The sequence below is a fragment of the Streptomyces sp. NBC_01016 genome (assembly GCF_026341035.1).
Classification (GTDB): Bacteria; Actinomycetota; Actinomycetes; order Streptomycetales; family Streptomycetaceae; genus Streptomyces.
In genome coordinates, this window is sequence record NZ_JAPEOQ010000002.1 from 2,989,968 (window position 1) to 3,010,827 (window position 20,860).

The following is a 20,860-nucleotide window of genomic DNA, read 5'->3' on the forward strand; positions in this document are numbered from 1 at the left end:
AGGAGATGCACGGACGCGCCGACGGTCCTACTTGGCGGTGTGCGTCGGGTAGACCTGGACGTCGGTGTAGGCGCCCTTGATGTCTCCCGCGCCCGCGGGCCAGTCCAGGGTCACGGAGTGGGTCTCGTTCGGGGGCGTCACCACGATGTTGGTCGGGGACGAGAGGCTCTCACCGGAGCTGTCGATGTCGTAGGAGAGGTTGAAGATCGCGGAGTCGCCCGGCTTCAGGGTGGTGACACGCGGTTCGGCGTGGCCGCGCTCGATGGGGTTCGAGGTGTTGTCCTTGTCCTTGATGTCGACGCCCGCGAAGCCCGTCGCCGAGCAGGTGGTCGAACCCCGGTTGACCATGGAGATGTCGATCCGGCCCGAGGTCTCGTCGGGCGCGGCGTCCACGGCGTTGATGGCCAGGTCCTCCGTCTTGCAGAAGGTGGCCTTGGTGCCGGACTGCGTCCCGCTGTTCGCGGCGCCGGCCTTGACCTCGGTGTCGCTGCCGGAGCCCGCCTTCGCGTCGCCGGCCTCCGACTTCGAGCCGCTGTCGGAGGACGAGGACGAAGAAGTGGCCGAGGAGTCCTTGGCGGAGGCGTCGGAGTCACCGCCGCCGCAGGCGGTGAGCGAGAGGGTGGCGGCGACGCCGATGGCGGCGAAAGCGGAGATGCGGGTGTACTTCATGGGGTTCCCCCGTGGGTGGCTCGGTGTGTGCGGTCTGAAGTATTTGTATCCCGCACCGAGTCACAGGCAGTGCTTCGGGGTGTCTTCGTTCTGTCACAGGCGTATCGAGTAAGGGCAGGTGGCAGCCCGACCGGCCGGTCCCGTAGGTACCTCGGGGCCGGCCGGTGGAACGTCGTTCAGCGGACTCGCTCAGGTGTCTCGTTCAGGTGTCTCGCTCAGCACTACCGCTCAGCCGTACAGCTCAGCCGCACCGCTCAGTCATCGCCACCGAGCCTGAAGTGGAAGATGCCCCACGTGAGATGGGTGTCGCGGCCACCGTTGACCCAGTGGCCGAGTCCCGTCTTCATCTGGGAGAGGTAGTCGTGGCTGATCTTTCTGGCCAGCCCCTCGGCCTCCAGACGCTCGGTCTCCTCGAGGACCCGCGTGTAGTGGTTCACCAACTGCTCGCGGTGCTCCTCGAACCCGCCGTCGACGGCGGTGAACCCGAGCCGCTTCAGTTCGCGCGTGTAGAAGCCGGGCGAGCCCATGTCGTCCAGGTGGATCCGGTCGAGAATCGGCTGCAGCACGTCGGCGCGGCCGCCCTCCGTCGCCGCCATCGGGTCGGTGAAGATGAGTTGGCCGCCGGGCCGCAGCACCCGGGCGATCTCCTTGAGGACCTGCTCCCGGTTCCCGCTGTGCAGGAAGGCGTCCTGGGACCAGACGACATCGACCTGGTCGGCCGGGTACGGGATGTCCTCGAAGGACCCGTCCACGACCTCGATCCTGTCGGTGAGCCCGCGGGCCGAGTTCAGCTGCTTGTGGCGCTGGTTCTCCACCTCGCTGAGGTTGAGGGCCAGGACCCGGCAGCCGTACGTCTCCGCGAGGTACCGGGCCGAACCGCCGAAGCCGGAACCGAGATCGAGCACCACGGAGTCCCGGGTCAGCCCGAGCTTCGACGCCATCTGCTCGACGGTCCGCCGGCTGGCGTCCGCGATGGGCTCGTCGGCGCTCTCGTACAGACCGATGTGGATGTCCTCGCCGCCCCACACCGTGGAGTAGAAGGTGTCGGCGTCGGGCGAGTTGTAGTAGCTGCGGGCGGTGCCGACCGCGCCCTTGTACTGCTCCTCTCCCTCGGTCCTGTACTCCTTCTCCGCGACATGGATGAAGAAGTCCGGCTGCTCACGACGGTAGGTGTGCTGGAAGTCGCCGTAGGTCTCGATGCGCTGGAAACCGACGTCCGACATCAGCTTCCGCGTGTAGTCCTTCCGGAGCGGAAACATGTTGAGGTAGTACATCGAGCTGTCCGGGAAGCTGTACCGCATGCGGCACAGTCCCTCGTCGACGTACTCCGGCTCCACGATGACGTCTTCACCGCAGTAGTAGTAGCGGTGCTTGCTCGTGTACCCGTCGTCCAGCATCGCGTCGTAATTGCGCTGATCCAGGATGAGAATTCCGTCGTGCTTGAGCATCGCGTAGAACTCGGCCAGCGCCTTGCGCCGGTCGCGTTCCGAGAAGAGATGCGTGAAGGAGTTGCCGAGACAGACGATGGCGTCGTACTCCCCGTGGACGTCACGGTTGAGCCATCGCCAGTCCGCCTGAACGACCCGCAGGATGTGGTCTCCCCGCTTCTGGCCGTTCTCGAAGGCCCGCGCCAGCATCTCCGCGCTGCCGTCCGCGCTGACGGTCTCGAATCCCGCGGACAGGAGCGCCACGGAGTGGAATCCCGTGCCCGTCGCCACATCGAGCACGCTCTTCACCCCCCACTTCCGCAGCAGGTCGATGAAGAAATTTCCTTCGCTGTCCGCCCTCTTCTCCCAATCTATGAGGGAGTCCCATTTCTCGACGAAGCTGGGGACGTACTCCTCCGTGTAGTGCCCGGTTTCGCGTACTTCGACAGGGTTGTCGCCGAACTCTTGGGCCGGTTGCACGATGATGGGGAACCCTTCAGCTAGGAGGAATCTTGCCCTGGCGCGGCAGCCCAAGACGGCACAGAACTCCAGCACTCGGGAGCCGCACGGTCTGAGCGCATCGCTGTCCAAGACTGCGCGGTCTCATGCCTCCAAAGTTCGTATACAGGGCCGGGGTTGAGGCAAACAGCGGACCTGGCCAGCGCCTCTCCGTTCCAAGATTGTTTGAGGTGGAGAGAGTGAAACCGCCTCGTATAAAGGTCATTCACGGAGGAACCGCCGCGACGGCGATAGTCAGCCAGGGCCGGAAACCGCTGCATGGTGGCCCCGTCCGGCGTGCAGAGGTGTTGACGGGCGGTCCACCCTGCGTGAGATCTTGGGCCCCGTTCAGGACTGTTCGACAAGTCAGAGGCTGTTCGGTATCCCGAACGAAGCCGTAACTCCCGTGAAAGGGGAGGGGCATGACGACGTTCGGTGGCCGGTCCATACGACGACGTGACTTCATGGCCGCTTCGGCCCTCGGTACCGCCGCCGTGGCGGCCGGCTCCTGGCCGGCGGCCGCCACGGCGCCAGAGCCCGGCACCGGCGCGGCCCGCGCGCTCGCGGCCCACGCGCTCGCGAAGGATCTCCCGCCGTACGTCGGCGCGGGCAGCACGGCGCCCGTCCGGCCCTTCCGGCTGAACGAAGTGGCCCTGGGCAAGGGCCTGTTCCAGGAGAAACGCGACAGAGTGAAGGCGTTCATCCGCGCCTACGACGAGCGGCGCTTCCTCGTGCTGTTCAACAAGGTCGCGGGCCGGCCCAACCCGCCCGGCGTCGAGGTCCCCGGCGGCTGGGAGGACGGCGGCCTGCTCAGCGGCCACTGGGCAGGCCACTACCTCACGGCCCTCGCGCAGTCCCATGTCGACCAGGGTGAACAGGTCTACAAGGACAAGCTCGACCGGATGGTGTCCGAACTGGGCGCCTGCCAGGACGCACTGAAGGGCAAGACGGTCCATCCGGGCTACCTGGGCGCACTGCCCGAGGACACCGTGCTGCGCGCGGGCCCGCCCAGGTTCGCCGTGTACGGCAGCGACCCGGACACCAACACCTGGGCTTCCTGGTACACCCAGCACAAGATCATGCGCGGCCTCCTCGACGCGTACACCCTCACCGGCAACGAGCAGGCCTTCGAGATCGTCCGGACCATGGCGGACTGGGCCCACCTGGCCCTGACACTCGGCGACATCGAACACCCCGACTACAAGGGGCCCGTCACCCGCGACGACCTGAACTACCTGTGGGACACCTACATCGCGGGGGAGTACGGCGGCGCCAACGAGGTCCTAGCCGAGATCCACGCGCTCACCGGCGACGGGCGCCATTTGGAGACCGCCCGGCTCTTCGACAGCCGCGAGTCCCTCTTCGAGGCCTGCGTCGAGAACCGCGACATCCTCGTCACCACCGACGAGAACCGGCCCGGCCGCAGACGCCCGAACCACCTGCACGCCAACACGCACGTCCCCAACTTCATCGGCTACCTACGGGTCTTCGAGCAGAACCGGGACGACGACTACCGGCGCGCGGCGGAGAACTTCTTCGGCATGGTCGTCCCCCACCGGATGTTCGCGCACGGTGGCACCAGCGGGACCGTCCCCGGCAGCAACACCAACCCCGAGGCGTTCCAGAACCGCGACAACATCGCCCACGCCATCGCCGGCGACGGCGCCGAGTCCTGCACCACGTACAACCTGCTCAAGCTGGCGCGCAATCTCTTCACCTTCGACCCCGACCCGGCCTACATGGACTACTACGAGCGCGGCCTGGTCAACATGGTGCTCGGGCAGCGCGCCGACACGGACCGGACGGACGATCCGCAGCTCGCCTACTTCCAGCCGCTGACCCCGGGCGCCGCCCGCGAGTACGACAACACCGGAACCTGCTGCGGCGGCAGCGGCCTCGAAGGCGGCACCAAGTACCAGGAGACGGTGTACTTCCGCTCGGCCGACGACAAGACCCTGTGGGTCAACCTGTACGTCCCCTCCACCCTGCGGTGGCAGGACCGGGACTTCACGGTCACCCAGACGACCGGCTTCCCGCGCGAACAGCGCAGCACCCTGAAGATCGACGGCCGCGGCCGGCTCGCCCTCAAGCTGCGCGTCCCCGGCTGGGTGGCCGACACCAAGGACGGCTTTACGGTCTCGGTCAACGGACGCCGCCGCACCGGCCCGCGCCCGAAGCCCGGCAGCTACCTCACGATCGACCGCGACTGGCGCCCCGGCGACACCGTCGAGGTCTCGATGCCGTTCACCGTCCGCATCGAGCGCGCCATCGACCGCCCGGAGGTCCAATCGGTCTTCTGGGGGCCCCTGTTGATGCCGGTGCTCGGCGAGGTGGCCAAGGGCGAATTCCAGGAGCTGACGCTCTACCGGCACCTGAAGCGCGACGGGAACTACGCCCGGTCGGCGATCACGCCGCGCCGCGGCCAGACTCTGGCCGTCGGTAACCGCACACTGCGCCCGCACTACGTCGGCGACCGGCAGCCCCAGTCCGCCTACTTCAAGCGCGTCGAACCCGAGGTGGTCTTCGGCTCCATCGCCACCGGCGTGCCCAACCGCAAGCGCGACGACAACCTCCCGGACTACGACGTGCCGGTCGAGGGCGTCACCTCACCCGGCGACGACGGCCTGACCTTCCTCGACGTGGTGTGGGACGGCGCACCGTTCGCCGAGCACCGCGACTTCGTCCGCCGGGTGGAGCGGACCGCGGACGCATGGGCCGCCGCCGGCCTCTTCACGAAGGAGCAGCGTGCCACCGTCGTCGAGCACGCGGCCGCGGCGGAGCGGGAGTTGACGCCCTAGGCTCATACGGCAGTCTCCTACGACTACGACGACGAACTCACCAGCACCGGAACCTCCGGCAGCGCCGTCTCGTGGACCCACGCACGGAACACCTCGTCCACGGGCCGGCGCGCGAACCGCTCCATGTGCGCCGCGAACATCTCGGTCGTGACGACGCCGTGCCGGTGCAGGTCCGTCCACGCGCGCAGCGCCTGGAAGAACGCCTGGTCGCCGAGTGAGCATCGCAGGGCGTGGATCGCCAGGGCGCCGCGCTCGTAGAGGCGGTCGTCGAACATGTGCTTACGGCCGGGGTCGGCCAGGGACAGGTTCTCGGGGAGCTCGGCGAGCAGGCCGTGGGCCGCGGCGGCGAGGTCCTGGGCGCCGCGGCCGCCCGAGCGTTCGCACCAGAGCCACTCCGCGTACTTGGCGAGACCCTCGTGGAGCCAGATGTGCTGCCAGTCGGCGACGGTGACGCTGTTGCCGAACCACTGGTGGGCCAGCTCGTGGGCGATGAGCCGCTCCGAACTCCGGGCGCCGTCCACGTGGTTGGTGCCGAACAGCGACAGGCCCTGCGCCTCCACGGGCACGTCGAGCTCCTCGTCGGCCACCACGACCGCGTACTCGCCGAACGGGTAGGGGCCGAAGAGCTCCTGAAACAGGGCCATCATCTGCGGCTGGCGCGCGAAGTCGCGGGAGAAGGCGGTGAGCAGATGGGCCGGGAAGTGGCCGGTCTGCGGGACCCCGTCGAGGCCCGGATCGCCGAGCAGCGCCGTCTGGAATCTGCCGATCGCCAGGCCGACCAGATAGCTGGAAGTGGGCGCGGCCTGTTCGTACAGCCAGGTCGTGGTCGAGGCCCTGGTCGTACGCGTGAGGAGACGGCCACCGATCACCACCTGGTACGCGGAGGGGGTGGTGAGGGAGATCTGGTACGCGGCCTTGTCGGCGGGGCGGTCGTTGCACGGGTACCAGGAGGGGGCGCCGACCGGCTGGCTGGCGACGAGCGCGCCGTCGGTCAGCTCCTCCCAACCCAGGCCGCCCCAGGCGCTCTTCACCGGCTTCGGGTTGCCGGAGTAGTGCACCTCGACGGTGAACGCGGCGCTCGCGGCCAGCGGCTTCGCCGGCCGGATCCGCAGCCGGCCGCCGCGCAGCGTGTAGTGCGCGGGGCGGCCGTCGACCCGGATCCGGCCGATACGGAAGTCGGCGAAGTTCAGCTGGAATTCATCCAGTTCGGCGCGGCCCGCAATGGCGCTGAGCCGGGCCGTGCCGGCCAGCCGGTTGGGCTCGGGCCGGTAGTCCAGGTCGAGTTCGTAGCGGTGCACCCGGTAGCGGGGGTCCCCATTGGACGGGAAGTAGGAGTCAGGCCCGTGGTGCCCGTGGTGCCGGCCGCCGTGGTGCTGACCGTAGTGCTGCCCGTTCACGCCTCGTCCGCTCCCTGTCCCTGTGCCTGTCCCTGTGCCCGTACTCGTCTTCGTACCCGTACGACATGGCCAACGTGCCTTCAGGGCCCGCCAATTCACGGGCGCCAGGCCTCTATCGGGTTGCCGAGCCACCGGCTGCCCGGCGGTACCGACTCGCCGGCCATCACCAGGGACGCGGGCCCCAGCGTGCTGCGGGCACCGACCTCGCTGCCCGGCAGCACGATTCCGCCCGGACCCAGCGTGGCGCCCTCGCGAAGGGTCACAGTATCCGTCCGCAAGATCCGGTCGTGGAAGAGGTGCGTCTGCAGGACACAGCCCCGGTTCACGGTCGCCCCGGCCTCCAGGGTGACCAGGTCGGTCTCCGGCAGCCAGTAACTCTCGCACCACACGCCCGCCCCGATGTGCGCGCCGAGGCCGCGCAGCCAGGCGGTGAGGACCGGGGTGCCGGGCACCGACCCGGCGAGCCACGGCACCGCGAGCATCTCCACGAAGGTGTCGGCCAGTTCGTCCCGCCACACGAAACCGCACCACAGCGGGTGCTCGCTCGCGCGATGGCGGCCGACCAGCAGCCACTTGGCCACGATCGACACCGCGCACGCGAGGACACCCGCGGCCAGCAGAACAGGGCCGCTGACGAGCGCGGCCGCCCACAGGCCGTGCCTCGCCGCGATGGCGGCCAGCGCGCCGAGGACCAGGACGATCAGGGCGGCCGAGCAGAACACCGGGACGAGGCGGCCCAGTTCGACCAGGGCGCGCGCCCAGCGCAGCCGGACCGGCGGTGTGTAGGTGCGGCCCGGATCGACGCCGGTGGCCGGGCGGGGCAGCCGGACCGGCGGCAGACCCAGGTACGAACTGCCCTGCTTGGCCTTCTTCGGGGTGGCCGACAGGACGCCCACCAGTCCGTCGTCCGGCACCGAGCGGCCGGGCGCCGTCATGCCCGAGTTGCCGAGGAACGCCCGGCGGCCGATCCGGGCGCGCCCGATCCGCACCCAGCCGCCCCCGAGTTCGTACGGCGCGGTCAGCGTGTCGTCGGCGAGGAACGCGCCGTCGCCGACCGTGGTGAGGCCGGGCAGCGCGAGCACCGTGGACACCTCGGCGTCCCGGCCGACGCGCATGCCGAGCAGCCGCATCCACACCGGCGTGACGAGCCCCGCGTACAGGGGGAACAGCGTCTGCCGGGACAGGTCCATCAGCTGGGTCACGGTCCAGGACTGCCAGCCCGCCCGGCTGTGCACCGGGAACGTTCCGGAGGTCAGGCCGAGCCCGGCGAGCCGCACACCGGCCAGGATCAGCACGGCGTACGTGAGTCCGTAGGCGAGGGCCGCGGGGGCGGCGGCGAGGAGCCCGTCGCGCAGCGCATCGCCGAGCCCGGCGCCCGCGGGCACGAAGGCGCGCGCGACGAGCAGGGCCGGGAGGGCGGACAGGAGCGGGAGGAGAGTGAGGGCGAGGCCCGCGGCGCCGTACATCGCGCGCCAGCCCACCGTGCGCGGCGGCCGCTGCGCGGGCCACTCCCGCTTGGCCTTGCCGAGCTTGACCGCCGGGGAGCCCGCCCAGCGCTGGCCGGTCGGTACGTGTCCCTGGACGGCGGAGCCCGGTGCGATCTCGGCGCGCTTGCCCACCCGGGCGCCCGGGAAGAGGACGCTCCGCGTGCCGACCACGGCGCCCGCGCCGACCTTCACGGCGCCGATCTCCAGGCGGTCGCCGTCGAGCCAGTGCCCCGACAGGTCGACCTCGCTCTCGACGGCGCAGCCGCGGCCGAGCTTGAGCAGGCCGGTGACCGGCGGCAGCGAGTGCAGATCGACGTCGGGGCCGACCCTGGCGCCGAGCGCGCGGGCGTAACGCTGCAGCCAGGAACCGGTCAGCGAGGTCGCGCCGCTGTGCTCGGCGAGCCGCTCGGCGGTCCACAGCCGCAGATGGACGCCACCGCCTCTCGGATACGTCCCCGGGCCGACGCCGCGCAGCAGCAGCCGGGCGCCGCCCACCGCCACGGCGAGCCGCCCCGGCGGACTGAACAGGACGAGCGCCGCCGGCGCGATCAGCCACCAGGAGGCGGACGGGGCCCACGCGTAGCCGCCGAACCGGTGCAGGACGTCGGCCAGCGCGGCGAGCGCGATCGTCCAGCGCAGGCCGTTGAGGGTGAACAGCGGTATCAGAAGCAGCAGTTGGACGAGCTTGGCGCGGTTCGGGACCGGGACGATCGTCCGCTCCGCGCCGTCGTCCTGCGCCGACTTCTCCAGGCGGCGGGCCAGCTTGCGCAGGACCGGACGCTCGTAGAGGTCGATGACGGCCGCGTTCGGGTAGCGGGTGCGCAGCCGGGTGGTCAGCTGGGCGGCGGCGAGGCTGCCGCCCCCGATGGTGAAGAAGTTGTCGTGCGCGTCGGTGACGGGGACGCCGAGGGTCTCGCTCCACTGCTCGGCGAGCCAGGCCTCGGTGCCGTAGAGCTGCTCGGTCGGGGCATCGGTCGCCACATCGGGCAGCGGCCACGGCAGCGCGTCGCGGTCGACCTTGCCCGAGGTGCGCGTGGGGAGTTCGGCGACGGGAGCGAGCAACGGCACGAGCGCGGCGGGCAGTTCGGAGCGCAGCTTGTCCACGGCGGCCGCGTGCTGCCAGCCCTCCTGGGTGACGATGTAGCCGACGAGCAGCTGGTTGCCGCCGCGCGCGGTGCGGACGGCGCAGGCCGCGCCCGCGACGCCGGGCAGCGCCTGCAGCGCGGAGTCGACCTCGCCGAGCTCGATGCGCCGCCCGCCGAGCTTGATCTGCTCGTCGCCGCGCCCGAGGAAGACCAGGCCCTCGGGGTCGGCCTTGACCAGGTCGCCGCTGCGGTAGGCGCGCTCCCAGCCCAGGGCGGGCAGCGGCGGATACTTCTCGGCGTCCTTGGCCGGGTCGAGATAGCGGGCCAACCCCACTCCACCGATGACGAGTTGACCGCTGGCGCCCATCGGGACGGGCCGGTCGGCCTCGTCGACGACGGCGAGTTCCCAGCCGTCCAGCGGCAGTCCGATGCGGATCGGCTCGGCGCCGGTCATCAGGGAGGCGCAGGTGACGACGGTTGCCTCGGTGGGCCCGTACGTGTTCCAGACCTCGCGGCCCTCGGTGACCAGACGCTGGACGAGCTCGGGCGGACACGCCTCGCCGCCGAAGATCAGCAGCCGGACGTCGTTGAGGGCCTCCGGCTCCCAGAGCGCGGCCAGCGTCGGCACGGTGGAGATGACGGTGATCTCCTGCTCGGCCAGCCAGGGCCCGAGGTCGGCGCCGCCGCGCACCTGGGCGCGCGGCACCGGCACCAGGCAGGCGCCGTGCCGCCACGCCAGCCACATCTCCTCGCAGGACGCGTCGAACGCGACGGACAGGCCCGCCATGACCCGGTCGCCGGGCCCGATCGGATCCTCGGCGAGGAAGAGCGCGGCCTCCGCGTCCACGAACGCCGCGGCGCTGCGGTTACGGACGGCGACGCCCTTGGGCCGCCCGGTCGAACCGGACGTGAAAATGATCCACGCGTCGTCCTCGGGCCCGGGCCGCCCGGCGGGAACGGGGGAGGGCTCCGCGACGGTGAAGGCGTGCCCCGCCCCGATCACGGTCCGCACCCCCGCCTCACCGAAGACGAGTTCGGCCCGCTCGTCCGGATCCTCGGCATCCACGGGTACGTACGCGGCGCCCGCCGCGAGCACGGCGAGAATCGCCACGTACAGGTCGTTCGTCCCCGACGGCACCCGCACGCCGACCCGGTCGCCGCGCCCCACCCCGGCCCCGGCCAGACGGCTGCGCAGCCGGCCGACCTCAACGTCCAGCGCGCGGTACGTCAGTCGGCGCACGCCGTCGTCGAGGGCGAGCTCGTCGGGGTGCTTTCGGACGGTCGCGTCGAGGATGTCGACCAGGGTGCGCGGTGCGGCGGCGTCCTTCGCGAAGAAGTGCGCCGGAGCGTCGAGCCGTTCGGTCAGCTCCGCTTCGAGCAGGCTGAGCTCGTCGTGTGCGCGAGTGGCGTCCATCGGGTCCCAACGTCGAGAAGACGGCAGCCCCGGCCGGAGCGACGCAACTGCCCCCGAACTGCCCGAAGTTGCCCGGGTGGAGCCGGACAACCGGGACATGCTACGGCGTCCGGGGTGTCGGACGCGGATCGTGCAGGTCAATCGGGACGCGGCGAACTCCACGGGGGTGGTGCCGAGTTGGCCGGAGAGGCAGTGTGTCGGAGTGGTCAGATGACCGTGCCGACGTCCTTGGCGGCGATGCTGTCCATGGCGCGCTCGGCCACCGCGGCGATGGTCATCGAGGGGTTGCAGGCGCCGGTGGTGCCGGGGATGAGCGCGCCGTCGAGGACGTAGAGGCCGCGCTGCCCCTGGACGCGTCCCTCCAGGTCGCACACGGTGCCCATCGGGGCGCCGCCCAGTGGGTGCCAGGTGCTGTTGACCAGGGAATTGGTGTCGATGAGGGTGCCGAGGCCCCGGGAGATCTTCGTGACCCGCTGATGGATGGCGCGGTAGCTGGTGTCGTCGCCGCCCGCGGGCCAGTGCAGGGAAACGGAGTCGGTGCTGGAGTTGTAGCGCAGGCGGCCGCGGTCGGGGCTGACGCCGAAGCCCACCAGCATGGTCGTGCGGGTGTCGAGGCCCAGGGGTGGGAGGGAGGCCTGGATGACGGTGTTCGCGGTGGCCGGGTCGGTCCAGTCCTTGCTGCCGTAGACGACGGGACCGCCCTGCTCGCCGCCGAAGTCCTCCTGGAGGCTGGTCCACGCGTAGATGCGGTCGCCGTTGGTGCCCCAGCCCTCGCCGAGCCCGTCGGGCAGGTCGGGGACGGCTCCGGTCGCGCCGGCGCGGACCAGGAGTTTGCTGGTGTTGACGCTGCCGGCCGCCATGATCAGGGCGCGGGTGGTGAGCACCTTCTGTTCCAGCACGGTGCCGGAGTCGTCGGTGCGGTCGACATGCACCTCCCAGCGGCCGTCGGCGGCGCGGGCCACGGAGGTGACGTTGTGGTGGGTGGCGACGGTGACCTTGCCGGTCGCCTCGGCCTGCTTCAGGTAGGTCACGTCCACGGAGTGCTTGCCGCCGTTGTTGACGCCGAGCGCGCAGTCGCCGTTCGTGTACGAGGGCAACATGTCGCCGCGCAGTTCGGCCAGGGCGTAGTCCCAGTCGATCGGCATGGGGATCTTCTCCAGGCCGTATCCGGCCTTGCGGACCCGCTCTCCGAAGACCCGGGACGCGAAGTAGTTGGGCGAGTCGATCAGTTGGTCGGGGGCGGTGTCCGCCTTGAGCATGCGGGCGACGCGCGGATAGTGGACGCGGTCCATGCGCCGGTAGTCGAGGCCTTCGGGCAGCCAGGTGTTGAACACGGCCTCCGAGGGCTGGAGGGTCATGCCCTGGTAGACGAGCGAACCGCCGCCGACCCCGGCCGCGCACACGCTCAGGATGTTCTCCCCGAGGACCGGCTCCAGGAGGCCGGTGTAGGGCGCGAAGCCGAGCGGGGTGCCGATCAGGCGGGCGAGCGGCCTGACGGCTTCGGGCAGGGTGCCGTACCAGAGCACCCGCTTGTCGAGGCCGGAGACGTGCGGGAAGGTCTCCGCGTTCGGGCCGGTCGGCCAGCGCCGCCCGCGTTCGAGGACGGTCACCGGGACGCCGGCCCGGGCGAGCCGCAGTGCGGCGACGCCGCCGCCGAATCCCGATCCGATGACGACGACGCGGTGTTCCTCGCGGGTCAGCCGTACGCGGGCCGGTGCGGCCGCCGCGACCGGGGCCGGAAGGGCAGCGGCGGTGGCGAGGGCGGTGGCGCCGGTGAGCAGGGCGCGCCTGGTGGGGGAGGGCATGGGCAACTCCTTGACCAAGTGGGGGGAGAGGGAGGGCACAAGGGGGCACAGGGGCATACGCCTGCCAACTCCGGTCGAGAGCACGGTGGTTACTCGCCGGTCAGCTACCGCAGAGTAGAGTCGTGTGTCACTCAGTGACAAGATGGCGGCATGCGACAGATGCCATGGGAAGAGTGGCGGCAGGAGGCGACGACGACGGACGGGCGGCCTTCGCTCGCCGAACGCCGCAAGGCCGCGCTCCGGTTCGAGATCGCCTGCGAGGCGGTGCGTCTGTTCACCTCCCAGGGCGTCACCGCCACGACGGGGGCGCAGATAGCGGGGGCCGTCGGCGTCTCCTCACGCACCCTGTGGCGGCACTTCCCGACGAAGGAGAGCTGCGTGCTCCCGCTGCTCGCGGCGGGACTCGACTTCGCGGTGACCCAACTGCGCCACTGGCCACCGCAGATGAGTCTGCTGGACTTCTTCACCGAGTCGCGCGGAACGGGAGATCTCCCGCAGGGCACGCCCACCATCCTCGCCCTGATCCGCATGACCTCGACCGAGCCCGCGCTGCGCGCCGTCTGGCTCCAGGCCCACGACGACGCGCTCCCCGTCCTCGGCCGCCTGCTCGCGGAACGCTCCGGCGGCCATGCCGACGACCTGCGCGTGACGGTGCACGCCGCGACCCTCAACGGCGCCCTGCGCGCGGCCGCGGAGAACTTCGCCCGCCGCTACGCGGACCAACCCGATGCCTCGTACAACGAGTTCGCGGAATGCCTCGACGTGGCCCTGCGCGCGGCGTCGGAGGGGCTGCCGTACTGAGAGCAGCTGTGGCCGACAGGCTGTCTAGGCGGACGCGTCCAAGGAGGTACCCACGGACGCGTCCCACAGGGCTCGAGTGCCGAACCCGACCAGATCCAGGGCCAGTTCCGCATACATGGCATTGGCCCAGGAGAACCAGTCGCGGGTGAACCTGTCCGGGTCGTCCTTGTGGAAGGACTCGTGCATCGCCCCGGTTCCGGCGTCGGTGTTGATCAGGGTGTGCAGCAACTGCAGCCGCCGCTCGGGGTCGTTGCTGGTCAGTCCCTCCACGGCGAGGGCGATGGGCCAGATGTAACCGTCAGGGGTGTGCGGACTGCCCACACCCTCGGCGGCCGTTCCCCGATACCAGGTCGGGTTGGCGGGGGAGAGGACGAACGCGCGGGTCGCCAGGTACAGCGGATCCTTCGGCGAGATGTCGGCGACCAGCGGCAGGGACAGCAGGCTGGGCATGTTGGCGTCGTCCGCCAGGAGCGCGTTGCCGAGCCCGTCGACCTCGTAGGCGTAGATCGAGCCGTGGTCGGGGTGGTCGACGGTGCCGTGCTGCCGGGTCGCCGCGCGCAGTTCGACCGCCAACTCGGCCGCATCGTCGGCGAGTTCGGTGTCCTGAACCTGCCGCGCCATGTTGGCGACGCCGTCGAGGGCAGCGGCGGCGCACAGGTTGGCGGGCACGTTGTAGCCATAGGTGCACGCGTCGTCGCTGGGCCTGAACCCGCTCCAGGTCATCCCGGTCTCGGCGACGGGAGTTCCGCGCCCCTCGTTCCGCAGGGTGTCGGTCGGCGGGACGTTCGCCCGCACGAAGCGGTACTTGGAGAGGTGCTCATGGTCCTGCTCCGTGCGCCACACGGAGATCGCGGCGCGCGCCGCCTCCAACGCCTGCGCCAAGTGGTCGGTGCGCCCGGTCGCCCGCCAGAAGCGATGGGCCAGCAGGAGTGGGAAGGCGAGGGAGTCGACCTCGTACTTCTCCTCCCAGACCCAGGGGTCCTCGCACAGGTCGTCCGTGTCGTGCGCCCGTCCGGAGGCCTCGGCGTTGAACGCGTTGGCGTACGGATTGTGCGCGATCTGCCGGAACTGGCGGCGCAGCACGGCGAGAAGCAGGTCCTGCAGGTCCTCGTCGCCCTCGAGCAGCGCCAGGTACGGCATCATCTGCGTCGTCGAGTCGCGCAGCCACATGGCGGGGATGTCACCCGTCACGACGAAGGCGGTGCCGTCGGGCATCGGGCGGATGGTGCGGGCCAGCGTGTCGTCCAGGCAGCGCAGCAGCGTCTGTCCGAAGCGGGGGTCGCCGAGCTCGTCGAGGCGGCGAACCGCCTGCTGGACGACCGGATTGTGCTGGACGCTGGTGGGAAACGGCATCGTCGGCCTTTCGGTGGCGGGGCGATGCCAAACGTAGATCACGACCGTGGGGCGGGGAAGAGCGCGGCAGACATCGAGCCCGGGCGCCGCCCCGCCACATCGGGGACCCTACGGCCGACTATCGGCGGACGGGATACCGCAGGTGGAGGGCACGGCGCCCCTGGACGACGATCGGGTCCTCGAGGAGGAGGTGGCCGCGCGCCAGCTTCGCGAAGTAGGGGATCCCCTCGCCGAACAGCACGGGGACGAGGCTGACGCACACCTCGTCGACCAGACCGAGGTCGAGCGCCTGCTGGGTGATCGCCGCGCTCGCGATGGTGACGTCCTGATCGCCGGCGATCTCCTTGGCCCGGACGATCGCGGCCTCGACTCCGTCGACGAACGTCGTGGTGGGCCACTTCGTGGCGGCGTCCTCGGGTGCGCGATGAGTGACCACGACGACGGGTGCGCCCACCGGGTGCTTGTCACCCCAGCCGTCGGCGATGTCGAACAGGTGCCGGCCGGCGACGAGGGCGCCACAATTGGCGGTCAACTCTCCCATCACCTGGGCGCCGGCGTCGTCGACCTGGGAGTCGACGGACTCGTTCGGGTCGGGGACGTTCACGCCTCCCGCCTCGTACCACTCGAACAGCTCCCCGATCTCGTCCTTCGGGCTCGCGATGAAGCCGTCCAGCGACATCGTCATGTGCGTGAACACCTTGGCCATCGGGGATCTCCCACCGTTTGTCGTCGTCTCGTCCGTCACGGGTATCGACTGCCTGTTCCCTCGAAACTCATCGGCCTCCCGGCGTCGCACTTCAAATCCGTGATCGACGGCTGCTCGCACGTCCATTGACAGTGCGTCAGGAGTCACCCACCGTGCCGCCATGAGTATCGTCCCGCCACCCGCCCGATTCCTACCCCGCGGTGCCGAGTCCTGGCGCGACCCCTACGCGATGTACGCGGCCCTGCGCGACCACGATCCGCTGCACCACGTCGAGGACGGCGACCACTGGGTGCTCTCCCGCTACGACGACGTCTTGGACGCGCTGCGCCACCCCGAGCTGTTCTCGTCACGCCAGGGGCTGACGGTGGCCCGCGACGACATGGCCGCGGCCGGTGTGGAGGCCGCGCCGCCGCTGGTCATGCTCGACCCGCCGGAGCACACGGAGTTCCGCGGGATGCTCACCAAGGGGTTCACTCCGCGCCGCGTGGAATCCGTGGCGGACGCGGTACGCGACTTCGTACGCACCCGGCTCGACGCGATCGCCGAGATGGCCGCGGCGGGCGAATCGGTCGACCTCGTCGCCGAACTGATGCGGCCGCTCCCATGTTTCGTCGTCGCCCATTACTTGGGGGTCGACGAAGCCGACCGGCAGCGTTTCGCGGGCTGGACACAGTCGATCGTGCAGGCGGGCGCCCAGGGCCACGCGCTCGACGCGCGCGAGGCGGTCGCCGACCTCTTCGCGTACTTCGCGGAACTGATCGAGCGGCGCCGCGCGCACCCGGCCGACGACACCGTCTCCGACCTCGTCCGCGTCCTGGCCGACGATCCGCAGGCCGTGATCCGGATCCTGGGATTCGCCTTCACCATGATCGCCGGCGGCAACGACACGACCATCGGACTGCTGACCACCGCATCCCAACTCCTCACCGAACAGCCAGAGTTACGGGCCCGGTTCGCATCGGACCCGGAGTCGGTCGGGCCCTTCGTCGAGGAGGCGCTGCGCCTGGCGTCGCCGGTGCAGGGCCTGGCCCGCACCCTCGCCGAAGACCTGAGCCTGCACGGCAGGACCGCGCCGGCCGGGGACAAGGTGCTGCTGCTCTACGGCTCCGCCAACCGCGACCCGCGCGCCTTCGGCCCCCACGCGGACGAGGTCGACCTGGAGCGCACGACCCCACAACACCTGGCCTTCGGCTACGGCCCGCACCACTGCCTGGGCGCCGCGGCGGCCCGCCTCCAGGGACGGATCGCGCTCACCGAACTCCTCGCCCGTTTCCCGCACTTCACGGTCGACGCGCCCCGCGGTACGTTCGCGGACGGCTGCTACGTGCGCCGGTACGAGACGCTGCCGTTCGCGGCCGGTGGGTGAGCCGAGGACCCGTTGCGCGAGCCGGCCTCCGCCGAGGTCTGGACCTCGCGAGGATCTCCGGCGAGCATGGTCCGTGCACGGTACAGCGGCCGGTGCGCGGGGCCGGGCCCGCCTGCCGTACGAGCATCACCTCCGAGAAGACGAGCAGGATCGACGAGGGGACGGCCGTATGCCACTGGAACCGGTGACCCAGGCGTTTCTGGCGGAACTGGCCAAGGCCGACGGCCCGGCGATGCACGAGTCCACGCCGGCCATCGCCCGTCTGCACGCCCCCATCCTCTCCGGTATCAGCGGCCGGGGCCCGGAGGTCGGCGCGGTACGGGACGTCAAGATCGAGGGCCGCGACGGCGGGCGATTCCGCACCAGGGTGCTGCGTCCCGAGGGCACCCCGCAGGCGGTCGTCGTGTACTTCCACGGCGGCGGCTGGGTCGTCGGGGACATCGACCTGCAGTACGACCACGTGGGCCGCCGGCTCGCGAACGCGACGCAGTCGACCGTGGTGATGGTCAACTACCGCAAGGCGCCCGAGCATCCGTTCCCGACAGCCGTCGAGGACAGCTGGGCCGCCCTGACCTGGACCGCCGAGCACGGGGACGAACTCGCCCCGCAAGGCGCCCCGTTGCTCGTCGCCGGCGACAGTGCGGGCGGCAACATCGCTGCCGTGATGACCCGCTGGGCCCGCGACCGCGGCGGGCCCGCCGTCGACTACCAGGCCCTGGTCTATCCCGTCACCGACTGCGACCTGGACCGGCCCTCGTACCTCGCCCCGCAGAACCAACTCATACTCACCCGCGACACCATGGCCTGGTTCTGGGACCACTACCTCCCCGACGAGCGGGCCCGCACACACCCGGACGCCTCCCCGCTGCGCGCCGACAGCCTCGCGGGCCTGCCCCCGGCGCTCGTGTACGTCGCCGAGTGCGATCCGCTGCACGACGAGGGAGTCGCCTACGCGCACGCGCTGCGCGAGGCGGGCGTCCCGGTGGCACTTGAAGAGGCCGCGGGCCAGATGCACGCCTTCTTCCAGATGGCGGGCATCCTGCCGGGCTTCGAGGACGGGCTGCGTCTTGTGGCGGAGCACATCAACAAGTTCGTCGCCGAAAGGACGGTGTGAGCCATGGCCAACCACGACGTGCTCGTCATCGGCGCCGGTTTCGCCGGCCTCTACCAGCTGCACCGGCTGCGCGCGCTCGGCTTCGACACCTGCGTGATCGAGGCAGGCGCGGACGTCGGCGGCACCTGGTACTGGAACCGCTACCCGGGCGCCCGCTGCGACATCGAGTCCGTCGAGTACTCCTACTCCTTCGACTCCGAGCTCGAGCAGGAGTGGGACTGGAGCGAGCGCTACGCGGCCCAGCCGGAGATCCTCGCCTACGTACGCCATGTGGCCGACCGGTTCGACCTGCGCAGGGACGTCGTCTTCAACACCCTTGTGGAATCGCTGGATTGGGACGACGCGGCGGAGCGCTGGACGGTCCGGGCCTCCGACGGAACACCCCGCACCGCCCGGTACGTCATCGCGGCCACCGGGTGCCTGTCCGTGCCGTCCCGGCCCGACTTCGAGGGCCTCACGGACTTCGCGGGCGAGGTGCTGTGGACGTCCAACTGGCCGCACGAGGACGCCGACCTGGCCGGCAAGCGGGTGGCCGTGATCGGCACCGGATCCTCCGGACTGCAGACGATCACCGCGATCGCCCCGCTGGTGGGCTCGCTCACCGTCTTCCAGCGCACCCCGTCCTACGCGGTGCCCGCCCACAACGGCCCCAACGCCGCCCGCCTCGCCGCGGCGCGGGCGCGCTACCCCGAACGGCGCGAGGTCTCCCGCGCCTCATCGAAGGGCTTCGACTGCGACGAAGAGGCGCAGGTGCTCGTTGTCGAGACCGAAGAGCAGGGAATCGTAGGGGAGTTGGACCGCCGCTGGGACATCGGTGGTCTGTGCTTCGGCAGCGGCTTCAGTGACCTGCTCAGGGACGCGGAGGCCAACGAGGCCGTCGCCGAGTACGTCCGCGCACGGATCCGCGAGAAGGTGAAGAGCCCCGAACTCGCCGAGCGGCTCACCCCGCGCACGTACCCGATCGCCAGCAAGCGGATGTGCGTCGACACCGGCTACTTCGAGGTGTTCAACCAGGACAACGTCACCCTGGTCGACCTCGCCGAGCGGCCGATCGACCGGATGACCGAGCGCGGGATCCGCACCGAGGACGGGGGCGCGTACGACGTCGACGTCATCGTCATGGCGACCGGATTCGACGCGATGACCGGCGCCCTGAACGCCATCGACATCCGGGGCGCCGACGGCCTCGCGCTGCGCGACAAGTGGGCCCACGGCCCGCGTACGTATCTGGGCCTGATGTCGGCCGGCTTCCCCAACCTCTTCACGGTGACCGGCCCCCAGAGCCCGTCCGTCCTCTCCAACATGATGACCTCGATCGAGCACCACGTGGACTGGATCACCCGCGCCCTCACGCACCTGCGCGAGCGCGGACTGCACCGCATGGAGGCCGACCCGGACGCCGAGGACAACTGGGTCAACACCACCAACGACCTCGCCGACCTCACGCTCATGCCGCAGTCCGCGTCCTGGTACATGGGCGCCAACATCCCCGGAAAACAACGGGTGTTCATGCCCTTCATCGGCGGCGTCGGCCTCTACCGCGACCTCACCGACGGCATCGCGGTGAGCCACTACCACGGCTTCGAACTGAGCTGAGCGGGAGCGGTATTGGTCCGGCTCAACCCTGCCGGGCGCTGCCCATTTCGGCAGGGAACGCGCTCGCGTCGCAGTCGAAGCCCTGGATCAGCTCGTGGAGTTTCCAGGCCCCGGAGTCATTCCGCCGGAACTCCACGATCGTCGCGGCGGTGGCCCCGGCGACCGGCGTGAAGTCGGTCTCCAGAAGCTCCGTGTACTTCTCCACGACCACGACCCCGGCATTCTCGATGTCGGAGAAGGTGCGCGGGTCGGCGTCCTGATGGATCACCACGCCGACCACCACTCGCGCGTAGGAGGACGCCAGTCGGTCGAGTTCGAGAGTCATGACCTCGACGAAGCCGAAACCCATCCCGGTCTTGCTGTCCCGGATCATGTTGATGGTGCCGTCGGGGGAGCGGCTGTCGTAGTGGACGACGTACGCGGGATCCCCGTCGACGTCGTCGTCGGAGTACGTCGCGGCGACGATGTCGAGATGGCGCGGTGACTCCCCGACGGGGCTGGGGTCCCACCGAAGCCTGACATCGATCTTCTGCAGTCCCGTCGTGACGCTGCTCACCGAACGCCGCCTCCTTGCCTCGAGTCAACGAGGGGCCATCCCGCCCCCGTGCCCTCAAGTATGTCCTGCTACCAGCGGCTTGATGGTCCCTTAACGCAATTCGCGGCCGCCCGACTCGTAGCATGCAACGCATGGCCATCAAACTTGAGAACGTCGCCATCGCTGTTCGCGACCTCGAAGCAACGATCTCCTTCTTCACCGACCTCGGCCTCACGGTCCTCGGCCGGGACACGGTCAGTGGGGAGTGGACCGATACCGCCGTCGGACTCGATGGCAATCACGCCAAGATCGCGATGCTCCAGACGCCGGACGGACAGGGTCGCCTGGAGCTCTTCGAGTACATCCACCCCGATGCGATCGAGACGGAGCCGACCCTCCCCAACGAGATCGGTATGCACCGCGTCGCCTTCTCGGTCGACAACATCGAAGAGGCCCTCGAGACGGCCGCCAAGCACGGGTGCCACCCGCTTCGCGGCGTGGGCACCTATGAGGACATCTACAAGCTCACGTATGTCCGCGGCCCCAGCGGCATCATCGTGATGTTCGCCGAGGAGCTGAAGAAGGGCTGACGGCCGATCGGGTCAATCGGCCTCCCGGCTCCTGCGCGCGTGTCGGGCAGGGCGGGAGGCCGTGCGCCGGGCCGTCGCGACGGGCAGGGCCGAGACCGTGTGCCGGGACGTCGGGGCGTCGGGATGCCGAGCCCCGGGGAGGCTGGGACGATCGGCGGGCGTCCGCTTCGTGCCCGTTTGCGGAGTCGCCGTGAGGGCGGCGGGCGCACGGGGTGACCT

The 20,860-nt window shown here is 70.3% G+C and carries 14 protein-coding genes; 6 read left to right on the forward strand and 8 right to left on the reverse strand.

Annotation, left to right across the window (positions count from 1 at the left end; translation table 11 throughout):
* Window positions 1–27: 27 nt before the first annotated feature.
* Entirely contained in the window at window positions 28–669 is a 642-nt protein-coding gene (locus tag OG746_RS40380) for a DUF4232 domain-containing protein (RefSeq protein ID WP_266723812.1), read from the reverse strand.
* A gap of 254 nt (window positions 670–923) precedes the next feature.
* On the reverse strand, window positions 924–2,576 hold the full coding sequence (locus tag OG746_RS40385) for a glycine/sarcosine N-methyltransferase (protein ID WP_266723813.1): 1,653 nt from the start codon (window positions 2,574–2,576) through the stop codon (window positions 924–926).
* A 440-nt stretch (window positions 2,577–3,016) separates the two neighbouring features.
* Between OG746_RS40385 and OG746_RS40390 the strand changes: the two genes are divergently transcribed.
* Window positions 3,017–5,392 (forward strand): glycoside hydrolase family 127 protein, encoded by a 2,376-nt coding sequence (locus OG746_RS40390; RefSeq protein WP_266723815.1) that lies wholly within the window; start codon window positions 3,017–3,019, stop codon window positions 5,390–5,392.
* A gap of 23 nt (window positions 5,393–5,415) precedes the next feature.
* Here OG746_RS40390 and OG746_RS40395 read toward each other — a convergent pair whose 3' ends face one another.
* The 3 genes from OG746_RS40395 to OG746_RS40405 all read right to left on the reverse strand — a co-directional run bounded on the left by OG746_RS40395 (window position 5,416) and on the right by OG746_RS40405 (window position 12,580).
* On the reverse strand, window positions 5,416–6,789 hold the full coding sequence (locus OG746_RS40395) for a M1 family metallopeptidase (RefSeq protein ID WP_266723817.1): 1,374 nt from the start codon (window positions 6,787–6,789) through the stop codon (window positions 5,416–5,418).
* A 95-nt stretch (window positions 6,790–6,884) separates the two neighbouring features.
* Window positions 6,885–10,775, reverse strand: a complete 3,891-nt coding sequence (locus OG746_RS40400) for a Pls/PosA family non-ribosomal peptide synthetase (RefSeq protein ID WP_266723819.1) — start codon at window positions 10,773–10,775, stop codon at window positions 6,885–6,887.
* Window positions 10,776–10,981: 206 nt separating this feature from the next.
* On the reverse strand, window positions 10,982–12,580 hold the full coding sequence (locus tag OG746_RS40405; protein WP_266723821.1) for a GMC oxidoreductase: 1,599 nt from the start codon (window positions 12,578–12,580) through the stop codon (window positions 10,982–10,984).
* 159 nt (window positions 12,581–12,739) lie between these two features.
* Here OG746_RS40405 and OG746_RS40410 point away from each other — a divergent pair, with 159 nt between their 5' ends.
* Window positions 12,740–13,381, forward strand: a complete 642-nt coding sequence (locus OG746_RS40410; protein ID WP_266725716.1) for a TetR/AcrR family transcriptional regulator — start codon at window positions 12,740–12,742, stop codon at window positions 13,379–13,381.
* 24 nt (window positions 13,382–13,405) lie between these two features.
* Here the strand turns inward: OG746_RS40410 and OG746_RS40415 are convergent, their stop codons facing one another.
* Together OG746_RS40415 and OG746_RS40420 are read right to left on the reverse strand one after the other, a co-directional pair.
* Window positions 13,406–14,734: a glycoside hydrolase family 125 protein gene (locus OG746_RS40415; protein ID WP_266723822.1), complete on the reverse strand. Its 1,329-nt coding sequence runs from the start codon at window positions 14,732–14,734 to the stop codon at window positions 13,406–13,408.
* Between the two features lie 118 nt (window positions 14,735–14,852).
* Window positions 14,853–15,440 (reverse strand): dihydrofolate reductase family protein, encoded by a 588-nt coding sequence (locus tag OG746_RS40420; RefSeq protein ID WP_266723824.1) that lies wholly within the window; start codon window positions 15,438–15,440, stop codon window positions 14,853–14,855.
* A 160-nt stretch (window positions 15,441–15,600) separates the two neighbouring features.
* Here OG746_RS40420 and OG746_RS40425 point away from each other — a divergent pair, with 160 nt between their 5' ends.
* From OG746_RS40425 to OG746_RS40435, 3 genes are all read left to right on the forward strand, one after another.
* Entirely contained in the window at window positions 15,601–16,806 is a 1,206-nt protein-coding gene (locus OG746_RS40425) for a cytochrome P450 (RefSeq protein WP_266723825.1), read from the forward strand.
* A 169-nt stretch (window positions 16,807–16,975) separates the two neighbouring features.
* Window positions 16,976–17,920 carry an alpha/beta hydrolase gene (locus OG746_RS40430; protein WP_266723826.1) on the forward strand — a complete coding sequence of 315 codons (945 nt, stop codon included), beginning with the start codon at window positions 16,976–16,978 and terminating at the stop codon, window positions 17,918–17,920.
* A gap of 3 nt (window positions 17,921–17,923) precedes the next feature.
* Entirely contained in the window at window positions 17,924–19,516 is a 1,593-nt protein-coding gene (locus OG746_RS40435; RefSeq protein ID WP_266723828.1) for a flavin-containing monooxygenase, read from the forward strand.
* A 22-nt stretch (window positions 19,517–19,538) separates the two neighbouring features.
* Here the strand turns inward: OG746_RS40435 and OG746_RS40440 are convergent, their stop codons facing one another.
* Window positions 19,539–20,072 (reverse strand): TerD family protein, encoded by a 534-nt coding sequence (locus tag OG746_RS40440; protein ID WP_266723829.1) that lies wholly within the window; start codon window positions 20,070–20,072, stop codon window positions 19,539–19,541.
* A gap of 131 nt (window positions 20,073–20,203) precedes the next feature.
* Between OG746_RS40440 and OG746_RS40445 the strand changes: the two genes are divergently transcribed.
* Window positions 20,204–20,641, forward strand: coding sequence for a VOC family protein (locus OG746_RS40445; RefSeq protein ID WP_266723831.1), 438 nt, complete (start codon window positions 20,204–20,206; stop codon window positions 20,639–20,641).
* Window positions 20,642–20,860: the final 219 nt, after the last annotated feature.